This is a genomic window from Burkholderia sp. Bp9016 (genome assembly GCF_003857765.1).
In the GTDB taxonomy this organism is placed as follows: domain Bacteria; phylum Pseudomonadota; class Gammaproteobacteria; order Burkholderiales; family Burkholderiaceae; genus Burkholderia.
Map to the genome: position 1 here is coordinate 187,137 of NZ_QTPY01000010.1, position 23,430 is coordinate 210,566.

Consider the following 23,430-nt stretch of genomic DNA (forward strand, 5'->3'; position numbering starts at 1 on the left):
TCCGGGCCGCTTTTTGCTGGCCCATGCGACGCGGATCGCGCGGCGCACGGGCGGTCACACACCGCTCGCTGACCTTCAAACCTTGAATCGAAACCCGGCAGTCAGGCTGCCGCGCGGCGGTCGGTGCAATGCCACGCCGAGCGGTTGATCGCGCTCGCGACCGCGTCGAGCGCCGCGCTCGCCGCATCGGCGTGCAGCCCGACGCCATGCCGCAGCGGCGCATCGCCGACCCGGCAGCCGACCGATACTGCGATCCGGCCGTCCGTCGTGCGTACGTGTTCGCACGACGCGACGTCGATCGTCACGCCGGCCGCCGCCGCGAATGCCGCGGCCGCGCGCTGCACGGCGTCCTCGGCCGTCGCGTCGGCCGGCGGTGCGACCGCGATCTCGCGGTGCTGCCAGCGTGCGCCGTTGCCGTGGCGCGCGGCCGGGCCATCCGTTTCGAAGAATTCTCGTGCGAACAGCGCGCAGATCGCATCGCCCGTCACTTCCTCGCCGGATGCGTCGGCGAGCGTCTGCACCGCGGCGCTGAACTCGATCTGCACGCGGCGCGTTGGCGTGAAGCCCATCCCGCGTTCGAGCAGGAACGTTGCGCCGCCCTTGCCGGACTGGCTGTTGACGCGAATCACCGCGTCGTAGCTGCGACCAAGGTCGGCCGGGTCGATCGGCAGATACGGGACTTCCCACACCGCGTCGGGGCGCTGCTGCGCGAAGCCCTTGCGGATCGCGTCCTGATGCGAGCCCGAGAACGCGGTGAACACGAGGTCGCCCGCATACGGATGGCGCGGATGCACGGGAATCTGGTTGCAGCGCTCGACCACGCGGCGCACCGCGTCGATGTCGGAGAAATCGAGGCCCGGGTCGATGCCCTGCGTATAGAGGTTCAGCGCGAGCGTGACGAGGTCCACGTTGCCGGTGCGCTCGCCGTTGCCGAACAGGCAGCCTTCGATGCGGTCGGCGCCTGCGAGCAGCGCGAGTTCGGCGGCCGCGACCGCGGTGCCGCGATCGTTGTGCGGATGCACGGACAGCACGATGCTGTCGCGATACGCGAGGTTGCGGTCCATCCACTCGATCTGGTCGGCGAACACGTTCGGGCTCGCCGCTTCGACGGTCGCGGGCAGGTTCACGATCATCTTGTGATCGCGGGTCGGGCGCCACGTCTGCGCGACCGCATCGCACACTTCGCGCGCGAACGTCAGCTCGGTCATGCTGAAGGTTTCCGGCGAGTACTGATAGGTCCAGTGCGTGTCCGGACGTGCGGCCGCCTGTTCCTTGATGATCCGGGTGCCCTCGACCGCAAGCGCCTTCACGTCGGCCTTCGACATCCCGAACACGATGCGGCGGAACGACGGGCAGACCGCGTTGTAGAGGTGCACGATCGCACTTGGTACGCCTTCGAGCGCGTCGAACGTACGGACGATCAGGTCTTCGCGCGACTGCACGAGTACTTCGATCGTCACGTCGTCGGGGATGCGCTTCTCGTCGATCAGCTTGCGGACGAAATCGAAGTCGGTTTGCGACGCCGACGGAAAACCGACTTCGATCTCCTTGAAACCGATCGCGACCAGCATGTCGAAGAATTCCAGCTTCTGTTCGATGTTCATCGGCTCGATCAGCGACTGGTTGCCGTCGCGCAGGTCGGTGCTCATCCAGACCGGCGCACGCTCGATGGTGCGGGTCGGCCAGCGGCGGCCATGGATACGGACGGGCTCGAATGGGCGGTACTTGTCTTGCGGGTTGCGCTTCATCTTCTGGACCTCGGGTCTCGAGTCGCGAGCGAAGACGGGCGGCATGGGCGACGGTTGGCGCTGCCTCGCACCGTGGCGCCGGATAGCGCTACGGATACGGATGATCTTCGCGAATCGACCGACGGATAGACGGACGAATGCTGACGACTTCGGGTTGTAAAAACTGCGAGAAGGGTGCTGCGAGGAACTGCTGGGAGGGACCGTGCGAACAGCACACGGCGCTACGACAGCCTTAGGCTAGTCGTAGCGATAGCGGCCGCGCTAGGCGGCCGGAGGTAATTCGGAGGGTGTTCGGAAAGGAACGCATGTCGGCAACTCTATGCCAGGATGCGGGCACGTGTCAAATGGTCGGCGGAAATATCGGCGCGAAGCACGCGGCGGTCAGGGCGCGATCCGGGCGATCCGCGCGATCGTTTCGACCTGCCGCGCGAGCGTGTCGGGCACCGGGATTTCGCCGCGCAGCACGGCATCCGTCCATGCGGCCGTCGTCGTCGCGTCGCGCGATTCGGGCAGCGCGACGGGCGCGGCGTCGGTCGACGAGCGCTCGGCCTCGATCAGCGTGTCGCACACGCCGTCGTGCAGCCAGTCGACCTGCACCTGGCGCCGCGTGTCGGCGACTGCCTCGCCTTCGGTGCCGCGTGCGAGCAGCGCGCCGCCGAGCGCGGCGTCGGGATGGTCGCGGAACAGTTGCGCGAGGCTGTCGCGGTACGGCGGATGCGTGTAGTTGACGAGCCGCAGGCCCGTCGGCGCGAACGGCTGCAGGATCTTGACGAGCGTATGCGTGGAGTTGCGCACGCCGAGTATTCCGCGCAGCGCCAGCAGGCGCGCGAGGCGCGGCGCCAGCGCGTCGATCGGCGCGAACGCGACGCGGCGCTCGGCGAGCGTGTCCTCGATCGCATCGTGCGACGTGGACGGCGCGATCGACAGCGCGGAGAAGATTTCCGCGCTCGTCACGCGGCCCGGATCGCGCTCCACGCCGTGCACGAGCACCGGCACGCCTTCGCGTGCGAGCAGCAGTGCGAGCAGCGGCACCAGGTTCGGCTGCTTGCGCGCGCCGTTGTAACTCGGGATCGACACCGGGCGGAACGCCGCATCCTGCACGCGCACCGGTTCGAACGACGCCTGTGCGGCCGCGAGCATGGCGGCCAGTTCGTCGGCGGTTTCGCCCTTCAGGCGGTAGGCGATCAGGATCGCGCCGAGTTCGACGTCCGACACGCGCGCATCGAGCATCGCGCGATAGAGCTCGAACGTGTCGTCGGCGGACAGCGCGCGCGCGCCGTGCGGGCCGCGGCCGATTTCCTTGATGAAGCGGGCGCAAGGGAACGGCGAGGCTGCGGAGTCTTGGGGTGCGGTCATCGGAGCGTGGGGCGTGCGGCCGGTATCGGGCCGCGCGGTGAGCGGTAAGGAATGCCCGGAGTATCGCACGCGCGCGGCTCGCCCAAGCGCACGGCTGCGCGCGCTGATGCGGCCCGGCGCGCTAAACTCTGGTTCCCGGCGGTGTCGCGTGCGTGCCGCGCATACCTGTGCGGGCCGAATACGACCAAGAGAGACGCCCCATGAAGCTCTACAGCTATTTCCGCAGTTCCGCGTCGTACCGCGTGCGGATCGCCCTGAACCTGAAGCAGTTGCCGTACGAAACCATCCCGGTGCACATGCTGCGCGACGGCGGCGAGCAACTGAAGGACGCATACCGCGCGGTGAATCCGGATGCGGTCGTGCCGTCGCTGGTCGACGGCGACGCGACGCTGCAGCAATCGCTCGCGATCATCGAATATCTCGAGGAAACGCATCCCGAACCCGCGCTGCTGCCGACGCAGCCGCTCGATCGCGCGTACGTGCGGGCGATTGCGCTGCAGGTCGCATGCGAGATCCATCCGCTGAACAACCTGCGCGTGCTGAAGTACCTGAAGCACACGCTGAAGGTGCCGGAGGAAGCGAAGAACGAGTGGTACCGGCACTGGATCGAGGCCGGTTTCGCATCGCTCGAGACGCGCCTCGCGAACGATCCGCGCACCGGCAAGCTGTGCTTCGGCGACACGCCGACGCTCGCCGATATCTGCATCGTGCCGCAAGTGTTCAACGCGAACCGGTTCTCGATCGACACGACGCGCTTCCCGACGATCCAGCGGATCGCCGACTACGCATCGTCGCTCGACGCGTTCAAGGCCGCCGAGCCTGGCGTGCAGCCCGACGCCGAATGACGCGGCAGCCGCCGGCGGGCCGCCGCGCATGAAAAAGGGCGCCCGAAGGCGCCCTGTGCGGTGCGGGCCGGCGGCGTTCAGCCGAGCAGCGCATCCGCGAATTCCGCTGCGCTGAACGGCTGCAGGTCTTCCACCTTCTCGCCGACGCCGATGAAGTAGACAGGCACCGGACGCTGCCGCGCGATCGCGGCGAGAATGCCGCCCTTCGCGGTGCCGTCCAGTTTCGTGACGATCAGGCCGGTGAGGCCGAGCGCGTCGTCGAATGCCTTCACCTGCGTGAGCGCGTTCTGGCCCGTGTTCGCGTCGATCACGAGCAGCACCTCGTGCGGCGCGCCGTCGTGCGCCTTCGAGATCACCCGCTTCACCTTTTTCAGCTCTTCCATCAGGTGGAGCTGCGTCGGCAGGCGCCCGGCCGTGTCGGCCATCATCACGTCGATCTTGCGCGCGCGCGCGGCGCTGACCGCGTCGAAGATCACCGCGGCCGGGTCGCCGCTTTCCTGCTGCACGACCGTCACGTTGTTGCGTTCGCCCCAGACCGCCAGCTGTTCGCGCGCGGCCGCGCGGAACGTGTCGCCCGCGGCCAGCAGCACCGACTGGTCGAAGCTCTGCAGATGCTTCGCGAGCTTGCCGATGCTGGTCGTCTTGCCCGCCCCGTTCACGCCGGTGATCATCATCACGAGCGGCTGCGCGCGGCCGAGCATCAGCGATTTCTCGAGCGGCGTCAGCAGCTCGACGAGCAGGTCGTGCAGCGCGCCCTTCACCTGCTGCGGGTCGGTCAGCCGGCCCACGCGCACCTTTTCGCGCAGCGCGCCGAGCAGGTACTCGGTCGCGTCGACGCCGGCGTCGGACATCAGCAGCGCGGTTTCGAGCTCTTCGTACAGATCCTCGTCGATCTTCGTGTTGATGAACACGCCGGTAATGCTCGAGCCCGTCTTCGCGAGCCCCGTTTTCAGGCGGGCGAGCCACGATTTCTTCGCGCTCGCATCCTGCGTGGGCGGCGGCACGATCTCGACCGTTTCGACGACCTCGTCGCTACCGTCGTTGGTCGGCGTGACCGTCATCACGACGGCCGGCGCGGCTGGCTGCGCGGGGGCTTGCGGGGCCTCGGGCGCTTCAGGCGCTTCGGACGTTTCGTCCGGTTGCGGCGCGTCGGCCGATTGCGATTCCGCGGAGTCGGACTCCTGCGTTTTCTTGAATCGTTTGAAGAAGCTGAACATGGTCTGGCGTCGGGAAGAGGGCGGGCGCCGCCATGGCGGAGCGCCGGAGGGGCCGTCCTGCGTGCGCACGGCGGCCGAAACCGTGCATTTTATCAGTGCGGCGGGGCGCTCGCGTCAGTGCGCGCCGCCGCTGTGGTAACGTGCGCCTGTTTGGCGGTGCGCCCTCGTGCGCACCCGGTCCCTCCGTTGTCGATATTCCGTATGTCCCGTTCTTCTTCCGGCCGCGCTGCGGCCCCCTCTAGCCGCGGCAAGCCGCACACGATCCGCATCATCGGCGGTGACTGGAAGCGCACGCCGCTCGCCGTGCTCGATCTCGACGGCCTGCGGCCGACGCCCGATCGCGTGCGCGAGACGCTGTTCAACTGGCTCGGCCAGGATCTCGGAGGCCGGCGCTGTCTCGACCTGTTCGCGGGCACCGGTGCGCTCGGCTTCGAAGCCGCGTCGCGCGGTGCGTCGAGCGTCGTGATGGTCGAGCGTCACCCGCGCGCCGCGCAGCAGCTGCGCGCGATCAAGGACAAGCTCGGCGCACGCTCGGTCGAGGTCGCGGAAGCCGATGCGCTGAGGCTCGCGGCCGGGCTGACGCCGGGTGCGTTCGATGTCGTGTTCCTCGATCCGCCGTTCGGCGAGCAGGCCGTGCTCGATCGCGCGATTGCGCTGTCGGCGTCGCTCGTCGCGCCGGGCGGCGCGCTGTACGTCGAGACGGGCGCGGAACTCGACACGGCCGCGCATGAAGCGCTCGCAGGCTGGCAGGTGGTGAAGCACGGCAAGGCCGGTGCGGTTCACTATCATTTGCTGCGGCGCGAAAATGATGAATAATGCGCGTTCCATACGAGGCGGCGCGCCGCAAAGGCGACGCATGCCCATCTCGGCAGCGGTGTGCGGATTGCACGGCTGCCAACCCGTTTGCGTGATGACAGGAGGAGCGACATGGTAGTCGCCGTGTATCCCGGTACGTTCGATCCGCTGACGCGCGGGCACGAAGACCTCGTGCGGCGTGCGTCGAGCATTTTTGATACGCTGGTAGTCGGCGTTGCGGACAGCCGCGCGAAGAAGCCGTTCTTTTCGCTGGAAGAACGTCTGACGATTGCAAACGAGGTGCTCGGTCATTATCCGAACGTGAAGGTGATGAGTTTCACCGGTCTCCTGAAGGACTTCGTCCGCGTCAACAACGCACGAGTGATCGTGCGCGGCCTGCGCGCCGTGTCCGATTTCGAATATGAGTTCCAGATGGCAGGGATGAACCGCTATCTGCTGCCCGACGTCGAGACGATGTTCATGACGCCGTCCGATCAGTATCAGTTCATCTCGGGGACGATCGTGCGAGAAATCGCACAGTTGGGTGGCGATGTCAGCAAGTTCGTGTTTCCGTCCGTCGAGAAGTGGCTGACCGGGAAAGTTGCTGCGATGGGAGGCCCGGCCGCGTGACGCGGCGCCGGCCGGTTTCGTTGCGAAGCCGGCCGCCGGCCTGAAGAAGTGAGATCAGTATGTCTTTGATGATTACCGACGAGTGCATCAATTGCGACGTGTGCGAGCCCGAGTGCCCGAACGGCGCGATTTCGATGGGCCCGGATATCTACGTGATCGACCCGAACAAGTGCACCGAGTGCGTCGGCCATTTCGACGAACCGCAGTGCCAGCAGGTGTGTCCGGTCGAGTGCATTCCGCGCGATCCGCAGCACGACGAATCGCACGCGCAATTGATGGAGAAGTACCACGCGTTGATCGCCGCGAAGGGCGACGACGCGCAGTGACCCTGCGGTGACGCGCTTCGGCATTGCCGCGCGCGTCACGGTCATGGCGTCACGATTTCCGGCCGGCGCCTTTCGGCGCCGGTTTCGTTTCAGCCCAGCAGCTCGCGCAATGCCGCGACGAGCGCGTCGCACTCGGCATCGGTGCCGACGGTGATGCGCAGATACTGGTCGATTCGCGGCGCGCGGAAGTGCCGCACGAAAATTTCCCGATCCTTCAGCTTTGCCGTGATCGCGCCCGCATCGTGCGCAGGATGGCGCGCGAACACGAAATTCGCCGCCGACGGGACGACGTCGAAACCGAGCCCTTCGAGCGCGTGCGTGAGCCGCTCACGGCTGTCGGTCACGCGCCGGCAGGTCGTACCGAAGTAGTCGGTGTCTTCGTATGCGGCCTGAGCGGCAACCTGCGCGAGCCGGTCGAGCGGATACGAGTTGAAGCTGTCCTTCACGCGATTCAGCGCGTCGATCAACCCTGCATCGCCGAACGCGAAACCGATGCGCATGCCCGCGAGCGAGCGCGCCTTCGACGTCGTGTGCACGACGAGCAGGTTCGGATACCGGTCGATCAGCGTGATGGCCGACTGCGCGCCGAAATCGACGTACGCTTCGTCGATCACCACGACCGACGACGGGTTCGCGGCTGCGATCCGTTCGATGTCCGCGAGCGGCAACGCGCGCCCGGTCGGCGCATTCGGATTCGGAAACAGCACGCCGCCGGCGTCGTCCAGATAGTCTTCGACCCGGATCGAGAAGTCGTCCGCGAGCGGCACGACGGTGGTCTCTATGCCGTACAGGCGTGCATAGGTCGGATAGAAGCTGTAGGAGATGTCCGGGAAACGCAGCGGCCGGTCGTGCTTGAGCAGCGCCTGGAACGCATGCGCGAGCACTTCGTCGGAGCCGTTGCCGACGAAAATCTGCTCGGGCTTGATGCGGTGATGGGCCGCGACCGTCTCGCGCAGCGCGCGCGCGAGCGGATCGGGATAGCGGCGCAGCGTGTCGCCGGTTTCGCCGAGTTCGCGTGCGATCGCCGCGACGACGCGCGGTGAAGGCGGATAGGGATTCTCGTTGGTGTTCAGCTTGACGGGGTGCGCGAGCGCGGGCTGTTCGCCCGGCACGTAAGGCACGAGTTGCTGAACCACGTCGCTCCAGTAACGGCTCACCGCTTGGCTCCTGACGGGCAAAACGACGAGATTACCGCATGTGGGCGTTGCGGTGCGCAATTGCGCGGGAAGCGGCGTGCCGCCCGGCGCAGCCGGACGGCACGATGCACCATGCCGGTGCGATGCGCGTTCAGTTGCGATGCAACTGCATCGTCGCGCGATCGAGTTCGCCCTTGACGACCATCGGCATTACGGCGAGCGCGCGTTCGATCGACGCGTCGATCACGTCCTGTTCCTCGCGGCGTGGGGGCTTCAGCACGAAGTTCGCGACGTCGGGCTTCGCGCCGGCGCGCGCGCCTTCCGGAATCAGGTCGCGCGGATGGCCGATGCCGATCCGCAGTCGCCAGTATTGCTGCGACGACAGGTGCGCGGAAATGTCCTTGAGGCCGTTGTGGCCGCCGCTGCCGCCGCCGAGCTTCAGCTTCACGGTGCCGGGCGGCAGATCGAGCTCGTCGTGGGCGACGAGAATCTGATCGGGCAGGATCTTGAAGAAACTCGCGAGCGCGACGACCGACTGGCCGGAGCGATTCATATAGGTTTGCGGCTCGAGCAGGTGGACTTCCTCGCCGTGCAGGCGCGCTTTCGCGTAGAAGCCGTGGAAGCGGCGCTCGTCGCGCAGCGTCGTACCTGACTCGCGGGCGAGCTGGTCGATCAGCCAGAAGCCGGCGTTGTGGCGCGTCGCGGTGTATTCCGCCCCGGGATTGCCGAGGCCGACGATCAGTTTGATCATGACGTTTCGTGGGCGGCAGGAGCCGCCTGGGCGCAGAAAAAGAAAAACCCGCCGGGCAAGCCGCGGCGGGTTGCGTCGACCGTTTCGTGAAACGGATCGAACGGCGCATAGGCGACCGCTTAAGCAGCCGGCGTTTCGCCTTCTGCTGCGTCCGACACGGCACCAGCCGGGACCGTCGCCGATGCGACAACCGGGTTTTCCGCGTCGACGTGCGCGACCAGCGCGACGCCCTTCGGCAGCGTGATGTCCTTCGCGTGCAGCGACTGACCTGCTTCGATCTTCGACAGATCGACTTCGAGGAATTCCGGCAGAGCCGTCGGCAGGCACTCGACTTCGATTTCCGTCGCGACGTGCGAGACGATTGCGCTCGACAGCTTCACCGCCGGGCTGACTTCAGCGTTCAGGAAGTGCAGCGGCACCTTCGTGTGCAGCTTCTTCTTCGCATCGACGCGCTGGAAGTCAACGTGCAGCACCAGTTGCTTGAACGGGTGGTATTGCACGTCGCGCAGCAGAACCTGTTGCGACTGACCAGCCACTTCGAGGTCGAGGATCGACGAGTGGAAGGCTTCCTTCTTCAGTGCGTGCCACAGCGCGTTGTGATCGAGTTCGATCTTTTGCGGGGCAGCTTCGCCACCGTAGACGATACCCGTGGTCTTACCAGCGTTGCGCAGGCGGCGGCTCGCACCCGTACCTTGCTCTTGGCGCTCGAAAGCGACGACTTTCATGTGATTCTCCAATAGCTGCCCGCGACCAGGCAGTAAAACGGGGCCGGCGAAACGGCGGCCCCCGATGAAGCGGACGGGGTTTCGTCTATCCCGACCGATTGTGCAAAAAGCGAAGCGTTGCCGCTTCGCTTTCTGCGCATTACTTTGTCGTGTCGTGACGCGATCAGGATTCCGCGAACAGCGACATCACCGAATCGCCGCGGCGGATCCGCGAGAACGTTTCGGCCAGCAGGCTTGCGCTCGTCAGCGAGCGGATCTTCGAGCAGGCCAGCGATTCGGCCGACAGCGGGATCGTATCGGTGACGACCAGCTCGTCGAGTGCCGATGCGGCGATACGATCAGCGGCGCCACCCGACAGCACCGGGTGCGTCGCGTATGCAAACACCTGCTTCGCGCCACGATCCTTCAGCACTTGAGCAGCCTTGCAGAGCGTGCCTGCCGTATCGACCATGTCGTCCATGATCACGCAGGTACGGCCTTCGACTTCACCGATGATGTTCATCACTTCGGCGATGTTCGCCTTCGGACGTCGCTTGTCGATGATCGCGAGGTCGCAGTTGAGCTGCTTCGCGAGTGCACGGGCACGCACCACGCCGCCGACGTCCGGGGACACGACGAGCAGATCCGAGTAGTTCTGCTTGCGCAGGTCACCCAGCAGGATCGGCGTTGCGTAGATGTTGTCGACAGGGATGTCGAAGAAGCCTTGAATCTGGTCGGCGTGCAGATCCATCGTGATGATCCGCTCGACGCCGGCGATTTCCAGCATGTTCGCGATGACCTTCGCCGAGATCGCGACGCGCGCCGAGCGCGGGCGACGGTCCTGGCGGGCATAGCCGAAGTAGGGGATGGCAGCAGTGATCCGGCCGGCGGATGCGCGCTTGAGCGCATCGACCATGATCATCAGTTCCATCAGGTTGTCATTCGTCGGCGCGCACGTGGATTGCAGGACAAAAACGTCCTTGCCGCGCACGTTTTCCTGGATCTCGACCTGGATCTCGCCGTCGGAGAAACGGCTGACCATTGCTTTGCCGAGGGGGATTCCAAGGATATTGACGACTTCCTGGGCGAGCGCGGGATTCGCGTTGCCAGTAAAGACCATCAAGCCATCATGGCTGTGGCTGCTCATCGTGCACCTGCTTCAGGCTTAGGCGGGAAATGCGGGAAAATTTTTGGCAGGGGAGGAAGGACTCGAACCCTCGCATGCCGGAATCAAAATCCGGTGCCTTGACCAACTTGGCGACTCCCCTACACTTAACTGATAACTTTACCGGACTTGTAGGCCATCCGATAAAGCAAAACTTCATGACGCGAAAGCGAAGAGCGGATGCTCGTTCAAACTCTCGGCAACTGCACCGTTCCAGCCGGTGGGCAGCTTGGCTTTCGCCGCTTCTGCCTCATGCTTGCTGCGAAACGCCGCAAACACGCTTGCTCCGGAGCCTGTCATCCTCGCGGGGGTCACATTATACAACCATTTGACCACCTGCGCAACTTCCGCGTACTTACTTGCTACAACTTGCTGCATATCGTTCCGGCCGAAACTGTCTGGCCATCCCGCATCGCTGTTTTGCTGTGCAAGAAAGTCAGCAATTGTGACTGGTTTCGTATCTCTTGTCAACAACTCATCTGAAAAAATTTCAGCGGTGGGGACATGAACTCGCGGCGTCACAACCAAGAACCAGCGAGTCGGCAATTCTACCTCAGCTAATTCTTCCCCGATACCCTCTGCGAACGCATTTTTTCCAAAAACAAAAAACGGGACGTCTGCGCCGAGTTTTACCGCGAGCGATTGCAGTTCCGTGCGCGGCAGGTCGAGCTGCCACAGACGGTTCAGCGCGAGCAGCGTCGTCGCCGCGTCGGAGCTGCCGCCGCCGAGGCCTGCACCCATCGGCAGGCGCTTGTCGATTTCGATGTCGACGCCGGCCGCGGCGCCCGTGTGGGCCTTCAGCAGGTTCGCCGCGCGCACGACGAGGTCGCTTTCCTCGGGAACGCCCGGCACGTCCGTGACGCGGGCGACGCGACCGTCGTCGCGCAGCGTGAAGTGCAGCGTATCGCCCCAGTTCAGCAACTGGAACACGCTCTGCAGATCGTGATAACCGTTCGGGCGACGGCCGGTGATGTGCAGGAACAGGTTGAGTTTCGCGGGCGCGAGGCAATTGCGCAGCGAGCGGGTCGAATCGGTCATGCGTATGTCGGGGCTAGGTTCGCGTGCTTACTGGTCGAGCACGAGCTTGATGTCGAGCGGCGGCGTCGCGCGCACGAGGTTGACGCGTTTGACGCCGGTGGCCGGTGCGTCCGCGTAGGCGAGGTAGTCGATCGTCCAGCCGTCCTGGCGAATCTGTTTGACGCGCGTGGCATCGGCCGGGTCGCGCACCGTGTGCGCGGGCGTCGCGGGCGCGGGCGTCGGCAGCAGCCAGTAGCGCAGGCCGGCCAGCGGCAGCGAGAAGCCGAGCGTGTTCTGCATCAGCTCGCCGACGTCCGTCGCGTATTGCGGCTGGCGATTCGGCAGCTCGAGCGACGCGGCCTGCGGCGTCGATTTCACGATCGCGAGCGTCTGGCCGAGCGGGCTGCGCAACTCGAGCGATACGTCGTCGCCGTGCTCCTGCCAGTCGAAGTTGCCGTACACGTTTTGCGGCCTGCCGAGGCTGTCGTTGTACTGCACCGCGAAGCGGCCGTGGTACGCATGCGTTGCGGCCGTCTGCAGTACGGCGCCCGACGGCGCATTCGCCGACGGCGGCGTGCTCGCGCAGCCGGCAAGCGCGAGCGCCGCGCCGGCCGCGGCCAGCGTGCGCAGCGCGCGGGAAGACGGGGAAAGCATCGGGAACATCCGCATCAGAGGCTGTTGATCTGGAAGCGCTTGAGCGTCTGCACGAGCGTGTCGTTGTCGGGCTCGAGCTTCTGCGCGGCACGCCACGCGGCGCGCGCGTCGTCCTGCGCGCCGCTCTTCCACAGCACTTCGCCGAGGTGCGCGCCGATCTCGGCATTCGGCTGCAGGTCGTACGCATGCCGCAGGATCTTCGCCGCGCCGGCCGTGTCGCCCATCCGGTACTTCACCCAGCCGAGGCTGTCCATGATGTACGCATCGTTCGGTGCGAGCGACATTGCCTTGTCGATCAGCTTGCTGGCCTCGGGCAGGCGCTGGTTGCGATCGGCCAGCGAATAGCCGAGCGCGTTGTACGCCTGCGGATTGTCGGGCTGCGTACGGATCAGCTCGCGCAACTGCTTTTCCATCGTCGTGTAGTGGCCGGTCTTTTCGGCCGCCATCGCGTAGTCGTAGCGCAGGTCGGGATCGTCCGGGAAGTCCTGCACCGCCTGCGCGAGCCGCGCCTCGGCTTCCGGATAGCGCTTCGCGGTGAAGAGGATCGACGCGTCGGTGCGTGCGACGACCGCTGCATCGCGCGGATCGCTGATCGGCAGGTCGTCGAGCACCTTGCGCGCTTCGTCGGTCTTGCCCTGTTTCTGCAGCAGCTGCGCGCGCGTGATCTGCGCGGGCAGGTAGTGCTGGCTCGTCTGGTCGACCTTGTCGAGCCATTGCGACGCCTGCGCGTCGTTGCCCTGTTCGATCGCGATCTGCGCGAGATAGATGTAGCCCTGGCCGACGTCGAGGTTCGGCTGCTTGTCGCCGAGCTGCACGTACTGTTTCAGGTACACGCTCGCATCGTCGAGTTTCTTCTGCTGGATCTTGATCAGCGCGAGCGCCATCAGCGGCGTCGGATCCTTCGAGTCGAGCTTGTGCATCGTCTCGAACTGCTTCTGCGCGTCGTCCAGGCGATCGTCGGCGAGATAGAGCTGCGACAGCGCGAGCCGCGCGTCGCGCGACTTCGGATTCTGCTGAACATATTTCTCGAACGACGCGATGCCGGCCGCCCGCTCCGCGGGGCCCATCTGCGACAGCATCAGTGCCGCCGGCAGGTAGTCCGGGCGGATCTGCAGCGCCTGCTTCAGCGACTGCGCGGCGCCGTCCTTGTCGTCGACCGCGAGCTGCTGCCGTGCGATCGCAAGCTGCGCCTCGGGCCGGTTCATGTCGTTCTTCAGCATGTCCTTCAGCACCGCGAGGCCGCCGACGCGGTCGGCGCCGCGCACCAGCAGCGCCTGCAGCGCAAGGATTGCGGGGCCGCGCGTTTCGCCAGTCGCGCGGGCCAGCTCGCGTGCGAGCATCGGTTCTGCGTCGGCCGGCTTGCCGGCGAGCACGAGCAGCGCGGCGTCGACCTGCGATGCGCGGTTCGAATCGGGGGCGTACTGGCGCCACAGGGACGCGGCGGACAGCGCATCGGCCGGGCTCTGCGCGCCGAGCGCGATCTCGGTCGCGCGCTGCGCCATGCGCGGATCGTGCGTGTCGCGGGCGAGCGCGAGATAGGTCTGGTAGGCCGGCGCGGGCTGGTTGCGCTGGAGCGCGACCTCCGCAGCCAGCACCTGGTAGACGATCTGGCTCGTCAGCGGGACGCCGGGGAGATCCTTCTTCTCGTCCGGCATCACGTGCTCGAACGCGCCCTGCGAATCCGCGTCGTCCGATGCCGGATCCTGCGCGTGAGCCGGGAAGGCGGAGAGGGTCCAGGCCGCGAACAGCGCGGCGCCGAGCGCGCGGCGGACCGGGAACGCACGCGCGCCACGCTCGGCGGCGGGGCGCTTCAGAAGCAGCTTCGAGGGCAAGGTCATGGAAATCCGTTCGATGTTTCAACCGATTGTAACGCGCTCGCTACAATACACGCACGATAGTGAATCCAGCCTCAGACCCGCAAAATATGCCAGAGTTGCCAGAAGTCGAAGTCACGCGCCGGGGCATCGAGCCCTTTGTCGCAGGCCGCCGCGTCGAGCGTGTCGACGTCCGTACCGCGATGCTGCGCTGGCCCGTGCCTGCGGGGCTCGCGGAGCAATTGCGCGCGCGCGAGGTGCTCGCGGTCGAGCGTCGCGGCAAGTACCTGCTGTTCGAGGTCGACGCGGGCTGGTTCATCGTCCATCTCGGGATGACGGGCACGTTGCGCGTCCTGCCCGCGGCCGGCGTGCCGGTTGCCGCCAAACACGACCACATCGACTGGATTTTCGACGAATTCGTGCTGCGGTTCCGCGATCCGCGCCGTTTCGGTGCCGTGTTGTGGCACCCCCGCGAAGCGGGCGACGTGCATGCGCATCCGCTGCTCGCGAGCCTCGGCGTCGAGCCGTTCTCGCCCGCGTTCACCGGCGCGCTGCTGCACGCGCGCACGCGCGGCCGCACCGTGTCGGTCAAGCAGGCGCTGCTCGCGGGCGACATGGTCGTCGGCGTCGGCAACATCTATGCGTCCGAGAGCCTGTTTCGCGCCGGTATCCGGCCGACGACGGCCGCCGGCAAGGTATCGTTGCCGCGCTACGAACGGCTGGCCGACGCCGTACGGGCGACGCTCGCCGACGCGATCGAGCGCGGCGGCAGCACGCTGCGCGACTTCGTCGGCAGCAACGGCGAAAGCGGGTATTTCCAGCTCGACTGCTTCGTCTACGATCGCGCAGGCCTGCCTTGCCGCGTATGCGGCACGCCGATCCGGCATATCGTGCAGGGTCAGCGTTCGACCTATTACTGCCCGACCTGCCAGCGCTGAACCTCGCGTTGACCCCTTTTTCACTGATTCGAACACTTGAAGCCGCCTCGCACCGCTCCCGCCCCGTACCCCGTCACGCCGCTGCACAGTACGTTCGCCGCTCGCCTCATCGCATGGCAGCGCGTGCACGGCCGCCACGACCTGCCATGGCAGAACACCCGCGATCCGTACCGGATCTGGTTGTCGGAAATCATGCTGCAGCAGACGCAGGTATCGACCGTCGTTCCGTACTACACGCGTTTTCTCGAACGCTTCCCGACCGTCGTCGCGCTGGCCGACGCGCCGGCCGACGACGTGATGGCGCTGTGGGCCGGCCTCGGCTACTACTCGCGCGCCCGTAACCTGCATCGCTGCGCGCAGGTGGTCGCCGCCGAGCATGGCGGTGTATTCCCGTCGACGCCCGACGCGCTCGCCGAACTGCCCGGCATCGGCCGCTCGACGGCTGCGGCGATCGCGTCATTCGCATACGGCGCGCATGCAACGATTCTCGACGGCAACGTGAAACGCGTGCTCGCGCGGGTGTTCGGCGTCGAAGGCTTTCCGGGCGAGAAGCGCGTCGAGAACGACATGTGGGCGCTTGCCGAATCGTTGTTGCCGGATGCCGCGAATCCGGCCGACGTGAGCGCATACACGCAGGGGCTGATGGATCTCGGCGCGACGCTGTGCATGCGCGGCAAGCCGGATTGCGTGCGTTGTCCGTTCGCGGGCGATTGCGTCGCGCAATCGACGGGGCGGCAGCGCGAACTGCCGGCCGCGCGGCCGAAGAAGGCGGTGCCGACGCGCAAGACCTGGATGCTTGTGCTGCGCGACGGCGATGCCGTGCTGCTCGAGCGGCGTCCGCCGGCCGGCATCTGGGGCGGGCTGTGGTGCCTGCCGCAGGCCGACGGCGACGCCGCGCTCGCGGAACTCGCGCGCGGCTTCGGCGGCGGCGGCCCGGTGCCGCTTGCACCGTTCACGCACACGTTCACGCATTTCCGGCTCGAGATCGAGCCGCGGCTGAGCGACATGGCGGCCGGCGGATTGCCGCTTGCGCAGGATGCCGAGACGGCGTGGGTGCCGCTGAGCAGGCTCGACGCGTACGGCTTGCCGGCACCCGTGCGCAAGCTGCTCGATGCACTGAGCGGGCCGCTGCTGTAACGAAAGGGGCGGTGCGCGGCGGGGGCCGCGTGCTTTCCAAAATGCCGAGTTTTCAACCCGGCCGGTGCACTGCGCGAGATGTCGCCACAAAGCGATGCGCGATGGGCGCGCTTACAGCCACCCGTGCCGGTCGAGCACGTGGTGTACGGCGTCGATGCGTGCGCCGACGTCTGGAAACTCCATCAGCTTCTGCCGCGCGCGCAGGTCGAGCGGCAGCAGTTCGGCGAGGCGGTTCGACACCCAGCTCGGATCGTCGAGGCGGAACGGTTCGCCGAACGGCATCTTGCCCGGTTCCGATTTCTTCAGCGCTTCGATGATACGCTCGAGCACCTCGGCACACGAGCCGAATTGCGCGAGCGCCTGCTCGCCTTCGAGCGGGATGTCGTCGGGCAGCGGCTCAGCGATGCCGACCAGCAGCCCGTTGCCTTCGACGCGATACGACAGCAGCTCGAAGCGCTGCGTGCCGATGGTCTGCAGGAACAGCATCCCGAATTCGCCGGTGTCGCATTCGGTGATGCGTGCCATGCAGCCGATGGTCTCGGGCACCGAGACGGCGCCGTCCTGGGCCACTTCGGGGCCGCTCTTCAGCAGGCACACGCCGAACGGCGCTTCGTCGCGCAGGCACGCGCGGGCCATGTCGAGATAGCGCGCCTCGAACACCTTGAGCGGCAGCCAGCCACCAGGGAACAGCACCGTGTGCAGCGGAAACAGCGGCAGTTCGATCAGGGTGGTCGATAGGGTAGACATGGCGCGCCGGCGAAAGGGCGGAGTCGCTAAGGTCGGTCGACCTCGGTGACAAGCCGCGACGACGCGTCGACATCCACGGGCGCGTCACGATGCCGCACGATCACGTTCGCCTCGGGCGCGAGGCGCGCGGCGAGCGTTTCCGCGATGAACACCGAGCGATGCTGCCCGCCCGTGCAGCCGATGGCGACGGTCAGGTAGCTGCGGTTGTCTTCGCGAAAGTGCGGCAGCCATTTCATCAGGAACGCATGGATGTCGTCGATCATCTGATGGACGATCGGCAGTGCGTCGAGAAAGGCGATGACCGGCTGGTCGAGCCCGGTGAGCGGGCGCAGCTCATGGTCGTAGTACGGATTCGGCAGCGCGCGCACGTCGAACATCAGGTCGGCGTCGAGCGGCACGCCGCGCTTGAAGCCGAACGACTCGAACATCACCATCAGGTCGTTGTTCTTCTGCTCGATGAAGCGCTTGACCCACGTGCGCAGCACGTTCGCACGCAGCGTACTGGTATCGATCTGGTGACCGAATTCGGCGAGCGGTGCGACGAGATCGCGTTCGCGCTCGATCGCCTCCTCGAGCGACGACAGCAGCCCGACGTTCGCATCGTGCGACGGCGAGCCGGACAGCGGGTGGCGCCGGCGCGTTTCGGAGAAGCGCTGAATCAGTGCCTGCGTGCTCGCGTTCAGGAACAGCACGCGAACATCGTGCTTGAGCGACAGCGCACGGATCAGGCCGGGCATTTCGTCGAGCGACGCGCTCGAGCGTGCATCGATTGCAACCGCGAGCCGGTGCTGGCCTGCCTCGGCGAGGTAGCGGGCGAGTTCTGGGAGCACGTGCGGCGGCAGGTTGTCGACGCAGTAATAGCCTGCGTCTTCAAGCGCGTTCAGCGCGACGGATTTGCCTGAGCCGGAGATGCCGGTGATGAGGACGATGCGCATGGGAAGCAGAGAATCCTGACGTTTCATCATAGCACCGGCTCGACGCGTCGGCGCTGCGTGGCCGGCGCGGGAGAATTACACGAGCTTGCCGGGGAACTGACTGTCGGGATCTTGCATCGCGAGTCGTTGCCGATCCATGAAATCGCGCAACGTGTCGATTCCGCGCAACTGCAGGATCGTGTTCCGCACGGCTGCCTCGACGAGCACTGCGAGGTTGCGGCCGGCCGCCACCTGGATCGTCACCTTGCTGATCGGCAGGCCGAGCACGTCGACGGTCTGGCTTTCCAGCGGCAGGCGCTGGAATTCGCCGTCCGGGCGGCGTACGAGCTGAACGATCAGCTTCAGCTTCATTTTCCGCCGTACGGCGGTTTCGCCGAAGATCGTCTTGATGTCGAGCAGGCCGAGGCCGCGAACTTCGAGCAGGTTCTGCAGCAGCGGCGGGCAGCGGCCTTCGACGAAATCGGGGCCAAGTCGGACGAAGTCGACCGCGTCGTCGGCGACGAGGCCGTGACCGCGGCTGATGAGTTCGAGGCCGAGTTCGCTCTTGCCGAGACCGGAGTCGCCGGTGAGCAGAACGCCCATCCCGAGGATGTCGAGGAACACGCCATGCAGCGTCGCGCGCGGCGCGAGGATGCGCGACATGTAGAGCCGCAGGCTATCGATCACCGCGGCGGCCGACATCGGCGTCGTGAACAGCGGGGTGGACGAGCGCGTGCAACGCAGCACGAGTTCGGGCGGCGCCGCCGCGCCGCCGGCGACGACGAGGAACGGCGGCTCGAGTGCGATCAGCTCGGCCATGTGGCGCGAACGGTCTTCGTCGGTCTGCCGCTGGTAGTAGTCGATTTCGGCTTCGCCGAGCACCTGGATCCGGTTCGGGTGGATCAGGTTCAGGTGGCCGACGAGGTCGGCGCTCGACGTCGCGTTGCCGACGGTGTCGGCCGAAAAACCGCGCTCCCAGCCTTCATGCCCCGTCAGCCAGCTCAGCTTCAGCGTGGCTGCGTTGTCGTCGAAGATGCTCTGGGCGTTGATGCTGGACGTATCCATGACTCTCGTCACTCCAATGAGTCGGTGCACGCGCGCGGCGACGGGCGTCGCCATGCGGGACCGGCGCCGGGCAGCCGTGGACGGCGGCGCATGCCGCCTCGCTCGGGAAAATATTCCGCCCGGATCAACTCAAGGTTGCCACTGAGTGAGCAGGCGATGCAACTCGGCGATATCCGTTTCGTTGTGCAGACGCTCGCGCGCGTCGCGATCGGACAGCAGTTGCGCGATTTCCGACAGGATCTCGAGGTGTTGCTGGGTGGCTTGCTCGGGGACGAGCAGGAAAATCAGGAGACCGACCGGCTGGCCGTCGGGCGCTTCGAACGGGATCGCATCGGCGAGCCGAACGAACGCGGCGAGCGGGTGCTTGAGCCCCTTGATACGCCCGTGCGGAATCGCGACGCCTTCGCCGAGCCCGGTCGAGCCGAGGCGCTCGCGCGCGAACAGGTTGTCCGTGACGGTGCTGCGGGCGATGCCGTTCTGATTTTCGAAGATCAGCCCGGCTTGTTCGAAGACGCGTTTCTTGCTGGTGACGGAGAGGTCGATGACGACGTTCTCTATGGGCAGGATTTTGGCTAGGCGATTCATGTTGGCAGGCGATTGGGCGGCCTGGGGTCTCCTTGCTGCGGCAGACTGATTTTCCATGTTCGGCGATATCAAGGCGTTCGGTATCGGCAACCTGCAAGGCAGCTACCGCATCAACGCCCCCCGGCGATAACCGGAACATTATAGAGCACAGCCGCGCGCGTGGCGCAGCATGGACGGACCGGTCGCACCACTGCGTCGAAGCCACAAAAAAAACGCCCGGCGAACCGGGCGGCATGTGTGCTGCAATGACCGTTATTGCGGCGGCAGTTCGATCTGGTCGATCGACGGCTGCAGCTTGATGGGGTCGTGCGCGTGCGTTTGCAGACGCTCCATGTGCTTGACGACCTGGCGATCCAGTTTGTCGATCAGCAGATCGATCGCAGCGTACAGGTTACCGTTCGCGCTTTCGACGAAGATGTCCTTGCCCTTCAGGTGCAGGTTGATTTCCGCGCGCTGCTGCTTGTCCTTTTCCTTGTGGTTGTCGACCGAGAGGATCACAGTGCCATCTATCACCTGATCGCTATGGCGTAGCACCCGGTCCAGCTTGGTGATCACGTATTCGCGAATTGCAGGCGTGACTTCGAGATGATGTCCACTGATCTTCAGGTTCATAGTGCTTCTCCAAGCGAGAGACCACCCGGCCGCATCGAGGCGGCGCTCCGGTCGACTTGCCCCTGCCGCACGCGGCGGCAAATTCGCGGACAGGTCGCCCGGCCTGTTCCCCGTGTGCGCGGTGGCCGGAACACGCCTGCCGCCGGGCAGGCAGCAGGCTTAAAGAGACTTGCGCAGATTCACTGCCGGGATTTTGAGGGCTTCGCGATACTTGGCGACCGTGCGGCGCGCAACCACGAAACCCTGTTCTGCCAGCAGCTCGGCAATGCGGCTGTCCGAAAGTGGCGATTTTGGGTCTTCAGCTCCTATCAGTTGCTTGATCAGGGCTCGGATGGCGGTCGACGAAGCGGCGCCTCCGGTGTCGGTCGAAACGTGTGATCCGAAGAAGTACTTAAATTCAAGCGTCCCGAACGGGGTCAGCATGTACTTGCCTGTTGTCACACGGCTGACAGTCGACTCGTGTAGGCCCAGCGTATCAGCTATTTCCCGCAAAACCAAGGGGCGCATGGCAATTTCACCGTGCGCAAAGAAATTCTTCTGACGCTCGACAATAGCCTGCGCGACGCGCAGGATCGTGTCGAAGCGCTGCTGGATGTTCTTGATCAGCCAGCGTGCTTCCTGGAGCTGCTGTTTCAACGATCCGGCCGACGGATCGCCGCGGCTGTTGCGCAGGATGTTCGCGTACAGGTTGTTGATCCGCAGGCGCGGCATCACTTCCGGATTGAGTTCCGCGAGCCAGTTCTGGCCGGACTTCTTCACGATGATGTCGGGTACGACGTAGTCCGCTTCGGCCTTGCCGTATGCGGCGCCCGGGAACGGCTCCAGCGAACGGATCAGCGCGTGCGCGTCGCGCAGCGCGTCGTCGCTCGCCTTCAGGTGCTTGCGCAGCCGCGTGAAATCGCGCGCGGCGAGCAGCTCGAGATGCTGCGACACGATTTCGAGCGCGAGCGTGCGGGTGGGGGACGGATCGAGGCGCAGCAACTGCAGCTTCAGGCATTCGGATGCCGAGCGCGCACCGACCCCGGCGGGGTCGAAGCTGTGCAGCAGCGCGAGCGCCGCGTTCAGTTCGTCGCAGTCGATTTCAAGTTCGGCCGGCAGATCGGCGAGCACTTCGTCGAGCGACGCGGTCAGGTAGCCGTCGTCGTCGAGCGATTCGATCAGGAACATCACGAGCGCGCGATCGCGCGGGCCGGCCTGCGTGACGCGCAGTTGCGCGGAGAGATGGTCGCGCAGCGACGTCGCGGCTTCCTGCACCTGCAGCGGCGGCAGGTCGTCGTCGTCCGATGCGCCGCTCGAGCGGCCGAACTCGTCGAGATTCCACTGCGGGCCGTCGTTGCCGTCGCCGGATGCGTAGCCGTCGTATTCGTCGGCGCCGGCCGGTTCGTCGCGCTCGGCGCGCTCGCCCGACTGGCCGCTGCCGTTCGCGGCGGCCGGTTCGGCGCTCTGCGCGGGCGGCGTCTGCGCGATCAGCGATCCATCCGCCGCGACACGCAGCGGACTCGCGATCCATTCATCGTCATTTTCGAGCAGCGGATTCTGCGCGACGGCCATCGCGACTTCCTGCTGCAGTTCGAGCGTCGACAACTGCAGAAGCCGGATCGACTGCTGTAGCTGCGGCGTCAGCGCCAAATGTTGCGACAGGCGGAGTTGAAGGCTGGCTTTCATGGCAGAGAGGGAGTCATACCGGCAGTGTGCCACGACCCAGGCGCCTTGAGCCATCCGCGATTACGCGCGGCGCGCCGCCCGGCCGCGGGTAGGGCTGCAACATGGCTGGAAAGCCGCGCGCGGCCCCGCACGGCGGTGCCGGGCGGGGTGCAGCCGGCCACGAGGGGAAGTTACATGCGGAAGTGTTCGCCGAGGTACACGCGGCGCACGCTTTCGTTCTCGATGATGTCGCTCGGCGCGCCGGCGGCGAGCACTGAACCGTCGCTGATGATGTATGCGTGGTCGCAAATGCCGAGCGTTTCGCGGACGTTGTGATCGGTAATCAACACGCCGATATTGCGCTGCTTCAGGAACTTGACGATCTTCTGGATCTCGAGTACTGCGATCGGATCGACGCCGGCGAACGGTTCGTCGAGCAGGATGAAGTTCGGGTTGGTCGCGAGCGCACGCGCGATTTCGACGCGACGGCGTTCGCCGCCCGACAGCGACAGCGCAGGATTGTCGCGCAGGTGGGCGATCTGCAGCTCGTCGAGCAGTGCCTCGGTGCGCGACGCGATCGCATCCTTCGAGAGCCGCTTGCCATCGTCGCCGTACTGCAGCTCGAGCACTGCGCGGATGTTCTCCTCGACGGTCAGCTTGCGGAACACGGATGCTTCCTGCGGCAGGTACGACAGGCCGAGCGATGCGCGCTTGTGGATCGGCAGCAGGCTGATCGAGCTGCCGTTCAGCGAGATCTCGCCCGCATCGAGCGGCACGAGGCCCACGATCATGTAGAACGACGTGGTCTTGCCGGCGCCGTTCGGGCCGAGCAGGCCGACGACCTCGCCGCTCTTCACGTCGAGCGACACGTCCTTGACGACGGTGCGCGAGCCGTAGCGCTTCTTCAGGTTGCGGACGACGAGCGAGCTCGTCGTGCCGGCCGGCTGGCGATTCGGTAGCGCGTTCATTGGCCCGGCGCTCCCTGGATCGTGGTCGACGGCGACAGCTTCGCCGGCGCACCGTTCAGCGGCCCTGCGCCGCCGTTCTTCGGCGACAGCATCGCGCGCACGCGGCCGGTCGGGTTGCCAGGCGCCGCGACGTCCTTGCCGCCCTTCGCGGTGTAGAAGTCGTGCTGGCCGTCGTACGTGATCACGCTGCCGTGCACGGTGTCGGCGATGGTCGACGTGCCCTGCAGGCGGCGCACGGTGGCCGCGGTCGTCAGCGTCGTGAGATCCTGCTTGCCGTCGTAGTCGATGCGCTCGGCATCGCCGTCGATGTACTCGTCGAGGCCTTCGCGCTTCTGGCGGAACGTTGCGTGCTTCTTGCTGCTGCCGAACGACGTCGCGTACTGATAGCCTTCCGGATCCTGGCGCACTTCGACGCGATCGCCCTTGATGATGATCGTGCCCTTCGTGATCACGACGTTGCCGGTCGCGACCGTGACCTGCTTCAGGTCGTCATAGGTCAGGTTGTCCGCCTCGACGTTGATCGGCTTGTTCTGGTCGGCCTTCTCGGCATGGGCGAGCGGCGCCAGCCCGACGAGCGGGAGCGCCACGAGCGTCGCGGCGAGCGCGGCGCGGACGGCGCGCGCAGCGCCGCCGGAATTCTGTCGAGGGAACGGTTCGTTCAT

Annotated in this window: 24 protein-coding genes and 1 tRNA gene; 6 read left to right on the top strand and 19 right to left on the bottom strand. The window is 66.0% G+C overall.

The annotated features are described in order from the left end of the window. Window positions 1–101: 101 nt before the first annotated feature. Window positions 102–1,748, bottom strand: coding sequence for a 2-isopropylmalate synthase (gene leuA / locus DIE13_RS14765; RefSeq protein WP_124827881.1), 1,647 nt, complete (start codon window positions 1,746–1,748; stop codon window positions 102–104). Window positions 1,749–2,129: 381 nt separating this feature from the next. Then, the gene (ybiB, locus tag DIE13_RS14770; RefSeq protein WP_124827882.1) at window positions 2,130–3,104 is read right to left on the bottom strand and encodes a DNA-binding protein YbiB; all 975 of its coding nucleotides are present in this window, start codon (window positions 3,102–3,104) and stop codon (window positions 2,130–2,132) included. 200 nt (window positions 3,105–3,304) lie between these two features. Between ybiB and maiA the strand changes: the two genes are divergently transcribed. Next, window positions 3,305–3,949, top strand: a complete 645-nt coding sequence (gene maiA, locus DIE13_RS14775; protein ID WP_124827883.1) for a maleylacetoacetate isomerase — start codon at window positions 3,305–3,307, stop codon at window positions 3,947–3,949. 77 nt (window positions 3,950–4,026) lie between these two features. Here the strand turns inward: maiA and ftsY are convergent, their stop codons facing one another. Further along, window positions 4,027–5,166, bottom strand: coding sequence for a signal recognition particle-docking protein FtsY (ftsY, locus tag DIE13_RS14780; RefSeq protein ID WP_124827884.1), 1,140 nt, complete (start codon window positions 5,164–5,166; stop codon window positions 4,027–4,029). 201 nt (window positions 5,167–5,367) lie between these two features. On the opposite strand from ftsY, the gene rsmD reads away from it, so the two are divergent. The 3 genes from rsmD (at window position 5,368) to DIE13_RS14795 (ending at window position 6,917) form a co-directional block, all read left to right on the top strand. Continuing rightward, entirely contained in the window at window positions 5,368–5,982 is a 615-nt protein-coding gene (rsmD, locus tag DIE13_RS14785) for a 16S rRNA (guanine(966)-N(2))-methyltransferase RsmD (protein ID WP_124827885.1), read from the top strand. 111 nt (window positions 5,983–6,093) lie between these two features. Further along, window positions 6,094–6,591 (top strand): pantetheine-phosphate adenylyltransferase, encoded by a 498-nt coding sequence (gene coaD, locus DIE13_RS14790; protein ID WP_124827886.1) that lies wholly within the window; start codon window positions 6,094–6,096, stop codon window positions 6,589–6,591. 59 nt (window positions 6,592–6,650) lie between these two features. Further along, on the top strand, window positions 6,651–6,917 hold the full coding sequence (locus DIE13_RS14795; RefSeq protein ID WP_039321670.1) for a YfhL family 4Fe-4S dicluster ferredoxin: 267 nt from the start codon (window positions 6,651–6,653) through the stop codon (window positions 6,915–6,917). A gap of 89 nt (window positions 6,918–7,006) precedes the next feature. Here DIE13_RS14795 and hisC read toward each other — a convergent pair whose 3' ends face one another. The 8 genes from hisC to DIE13_RS14835 form a co-directional block, all read right to left on the bottom strand. After that, window positions 7,007–8,074 (bottom strand): histidinol-phosphate transaminase, encoded by a 1,068-nt coding sequence (hisC, locus tag DIE13_RS14800; RefSeq protein ID WP_124827887.1) that lies wholly within the window; start codon window positions 8,072–8,074, stop codon window positions 7,007–7,009. Window positions 8,075–8,204: 130 nt separating this feature from the next. Further along, window positions 8,205–8,804: an aminoacyl-tRNA hydrolase gene (gene pth / locus DIE13_RS14805; protein ID WP_124827888.1), complete on the bottom strand. Its 600-nt coding sequence runs from the start codon at window positions 8,802–8,804 to the stop codon at window positions 8,205–8,207. A gap of 119 nt (window positions 8,805–8,923) precedes the next feature. Beyond that, entirely contained in the window at window positions 8,924–9,529 is a 606-nt protein-coding gene (locus DIE13_RS14810) for a 50S ribosomal protein L25/general stress protein Ctc (protein ID WP_124827889.1), read from the bottom strand. Window positions 9,530–9,692: 163 nt separating this feature from the next. Continuing rightward, window positions 9,693–10,655 (bottom strand): ribose-phosphate pyrophosphokinase, encoded by a 963-nt coding sequence (locus DIE13_RS14815; RefSeq protein WP_059233164.1) that lies wholly within the window; start codon window positions 10,653–10,655, stop codon window positions 9,693–9,695. Between the two features lie 44 nt (window positions 10,656–10,699). Next, window positions 10,700–10,776, bottom strand: a tRNA-Gln gene (locus DIE13_RS14820). A 53-nt stretch (window positions 10,777–10,829) separates the two neighbouring features. Beyond that, complete coding sequence (ispE, locus tag DIE13_RS14825) at window positions 10,830–11,711, bottom strand: 4-(cytidine 5'-diphospho)-2-C-methyl-D-erythritol kinase (protein ID WP_124827890.1); 882 nt, start codon at window positions 11,709–11,711, stop codon at window positions 10,830–10,832. Window positions 11,712–11,738: 27 nt separating this feature from the next. Further along, complete coding sequence (gene lolB / locus DIE13_RS14830) at window positions 11,739–12,359, bottom strand: lipoprotein insertase outer membrane protein LolB (protein ID WP_124827891.1); 621 nt, start codon at window positions 12,357–12,359, stop codon at window positions 11,739–11,741. Beyond that, the gene (locus tag DIE13_RS14835; RefSeq protein WP_124827892.1) at window positions 12,359–14,182 is read right to left on the bottom strand and encodes a tetratricopeptide repeat protein; all 1,824 of its coding nucleotides are present in this window, start codon (window positions 14,180–14,182) and stop codon (window positions 12,359–12,361) included. Before DIE13_RS14835 ends, lolB begins: the two co-directional genes overlap by 1 nt. An 86-nt stretch (window positions 14,183–14,268) precedes the next feature. Between DIE13_RS14835 and mutM the strand changes: the two genes are divergently transcribed. Next, a complete protein-coding gene (mutM, locus tag DIE13_RS14840; protein WP_124827893.1) occupies window positions 14,269–15,096 on the top strand; it encodes a bifunctional DNA-formamidopyrimidine glycosylase/DNA-(apurinic or apyrimidinic site) lyase in 828 nt (275 codons plus the stop codon). 36 nt (window positions 15,097–15,132) lie between these two features. After that, window positions 15,133–16,233, top strand: a complete 1,101-nt coding sequence (gene mutY / locus DIE13_RS14845; protein WP_124827894.1) for an A/G-specific adenine glycosylase — start codon at window positions 15,133–15,135, stop codon at window positions 16,231–16,233. A gap of 111 nt (window positions 16,234–16,344) precedes the next feature. Here mutY and DIE13_RS14850 read toward each other — a convergent pair whose 3' ends face one another. The 8 genes from DIE13_RS14850 to lptA all read right to left on the bottom strand — a co-directional run bounded on the left by DIE13_RS14850 (window position 16,345) and on the right by lptA (window position 23,430). Continuing rightward, window positions 16,345–16,980 (bottom strand): LON peptidase substrate-binding domain-containing protein, encoded by a 636-nt coding sequence (locus DIE13_RS14850; RefSeq protein ID WP_124827895.1) that lies wholly within the window; start codon window positions 16,978–16,980, stop codon window positions 16,345–16,347. Between the two features lie 26 nt (window positions 16,981–17,006). Then, the gene (rapZ, locus tag DIE13_RS14855; RefSeq protein ID WP_124827896.1) at window positions 17,007–17,915 is read right to left on the bottom strand and encodes an RNase adapter RapZ; all 909 of its coding nucleotides are present in this window, start codon (window positions 17,913–17,915) and stop codon (window positions 17,007–17,009) included. Between the two features lie 75 nt (window positions 17,916–17,990). After that, a complete protein-coding gene (hprK, locus tag DIE13_RS14860) occupies window positions 17,991–18,959 on the bottom strand; it encodes an HPr(Ser) kinase/phosphatase (protein WP_006483133.1) in 969 nt (322 codons plus the stop codon). A gap of 129 nt (window positions 18,960–19,088) precedes the next feature. Then, a complete protein-coding gene (locus DIE13_RS14865) occupies window positions 19,089–19,601 on the bottom strand; it encodes a PTS sugar transporter subunit IIA (protein ID WP_059451610.1) in 513 nt (170 codons plus the stop codon). Window positions 19,602–19,796: 195 nt separating this feature from the next. Then, window positions 19,797–20,156 carry a ribosome hibernation-promoting factor, HPF/YfiA family gene (gene hpf, locus DIE13_RS14870; protein ID WP_006477786.1) on the bottom strand — a complete coding sequence of 120 codons (360 nt, stop codon included), beginning with the start codon at window positions 20,154–20,156 and terminating at the stop codon, window positions 19,797–19,799. Between the two features lie 159 nt (window positions 20,157–20,315). After that, complete coding sequence (locus tag DIE13_RS14875; protein WP_124827897.1) at window positions 20,316–21,821, bottom strand: RNA polymerase factor sigma-54; 1,506 nt, start codon at window positions 21,819–21,821, stop codon at window positions 20,316–20,318. A gap of 170 nt (window positions 21,822–21,991) precedes the next feature. Then, window positions 21,992–22,768 carry an LPS export ABC transporter ATP-binding protein gene (lptB, locus tag DIE13_RS14880; RefSeq protein WP_124827898.1) on the bottom strand — a complete coding sequence of 259 codons (777 nt, stop codon included), beginning with the start codon at window positions 22,766–22,768 and terminating at the stop codon, window positions 21,992–21,994. Next, window positions 22,765–23,430, bottom strand: coding sequence for a lipopolysaccharide transport periplasmic protein LptA (gene lptA, locus DIE13_RS14885; protein WP_124827899.1), 666 nt, complete (start codon window positions 23,428–23,430; stop codon window positions 22,765–22,767). Before lptA ends, lptB begins: the two co-directional genes overlap by 4 nt.

What these genes read in the sequence shown, in the direction of transcription:
- leuA (WP_124827881.1), bottom strand. Translation starts at nt 1,748, where the DNA reads ATGAAGCGCAACCCGCAAGACAAGTACCGCCCATTCGAGCCCGTCCGT.
- ybiB (WP_124827882.1), bottom strand. Translation starts at nt 3,104, where the DNA reads ATGACCGCACCCCAAGACTCCGCAGCCTCGCCGTTCCCTTGCGCCCGC.
- maiA (WP_124827883.1), top strand. Translation starts at nt 3,305, where the DNA reads ATGAAGCTCTACAGCTATTTCCGCAGTTCCGCGTCGTACCGCGTGCGG.
- ftsY (WP_124827884.1), bottom strand. Translation starts at nt 5,166, where the DNA reads ATGTTCAGCTTCTTCAAACGATTCAAGAAAACGCAGGAGTCCGACTCC.
- rsmD (WP_124827885.1), top strand. Translation starts at nt 5,368, where the DNA reads ATGTCCCGTTCTTCTTCCGGCCGCGCTGCGGCCCCCTCTAGCCGCGGC.
- coaD (WP_124827886.1), top strand. Translation starts at nt 6,094, where the DNA reads ATGGTAGTCGCCGTGTATCCCGGTACGTTCGATCCGCTGACGCGCGGG.
- DIE13_RS14795 (WP_039321670.1), top strand. Translation starts at nt 6,651, where the DNA reads ATGTCTTTGATGATTACCGACGAGTGCATCAATTGCGACGTGTGCGAG.
- pth (WP_124827888.1), bottom strand. Translation starts at nt 8,804, where the DNA reads ATGATCAAACTGATCGTCGGCCTCGGCAATCCCGGGGCGGAATACACC.
- DIE13_RS14810 (WP_124827889.1), bottom strand. Translation starts at nt 9,529, where the DNA reads ATGAAAGTCGTCGCTTTCGAGCGCCAAGAGCAAGGTACGGGTGCGAGC.
- DIE13_RS14815 (WP_059233164.1), bottom strand. Translation starts at nt 10,655, where the DNA reads ATGAGCAGCCACAGCCATGATGGCTTGATGGTCTTTACTGGCAACGCG.
- ispE (WP_124827890.1), bottom strand. Translation starts at nt 11,711, where the DNA reads ATGACCGATTCGACCCGCTCGCTGCGCAATTGCCTCGCGCCCGCGAAA.
- lolB (WP_124827891.1), bottom strand. Translation starts at nt 12,359, where the DNA reads ATGCGGATGTTCCCGATGCTTTCCCCGTCTTCCCGCGCGCTGCGCACG.
- DIE13_RS14835 (WP_124827892.1), bottom strand. Translation starts at nt 14,182, where the DNA reads ATGACCTTGCCCTCGAAGCTGCTTCTGAAGCGCCCCGCCGCCGAGCGT.
- mutM (WP_124827893.1), top strand. Translation starts at nt 14,269, where the DNA reads ATGCCAGAGTTGCCAGAAGTCGAAGTCACGCGCCGGGGCATCGAGCCC.
- DIE13_RS14850 (WP_124827895.1), bottom strand. Translation starts at nt 16,980, where the DNA reads ATGTCTACCCTATCGACCACCCTGATCGAACTGCCGCTGTTTCCGCTG.
- rapZ (WP_124827896.1), bottom strand. Translation starts at nt 17,915, where the DNA reads ATGCGCATCGTCCTCATCACCGGCATCTCCGGCTCAGGCAAATCCGTC.
- hprK (WP_006483133.1), bottom strand. Translation starts at nt 18,959, where the DNA reads ATGGATACGTCCAGCATCAACGCCCAGAGCATCTTCGACGACAACGCA.
- DIE13_RS14865 (WP_059451610.1), bottom strand. Translation starts at nt 19,601, where the DNA reads ATGGAAAATCAGTCTGCCGCAGCAAGGAGACCCCAGGCCGCCCAATCG.
- hpf (WP_006477786.1), bottom strand. Translation starts at nt 20,156, where the DNA reads ATGAACCTGAAGATCAGTGGACATCATCTCGAAGTCACGCCTGCAATT.
- DIE13_RS14875 (WP_124827897.1), bottom strand. Translation starts at nt 21,821, where the DNA reads ATGAAAGCCAGCCTTCAACTCCGCCTGTCGCAACATTTGGCGCTGACG.
- lptB (WP_124827898.1), bottom strand. Translation starts at nt 22,768, where the DNA reads ATGAACGCGCTACCGAATCGCCAGCCGGCCGGCACGACGAGCTCGCTC.
- lptA (WP_124827899.1), bottom strand. Translation starts at nt 23,430, where the DNA reads ATGAACGAACCGTTCCCTCGACAGAATTCCGGCGGCGCTGCGCGCGCC.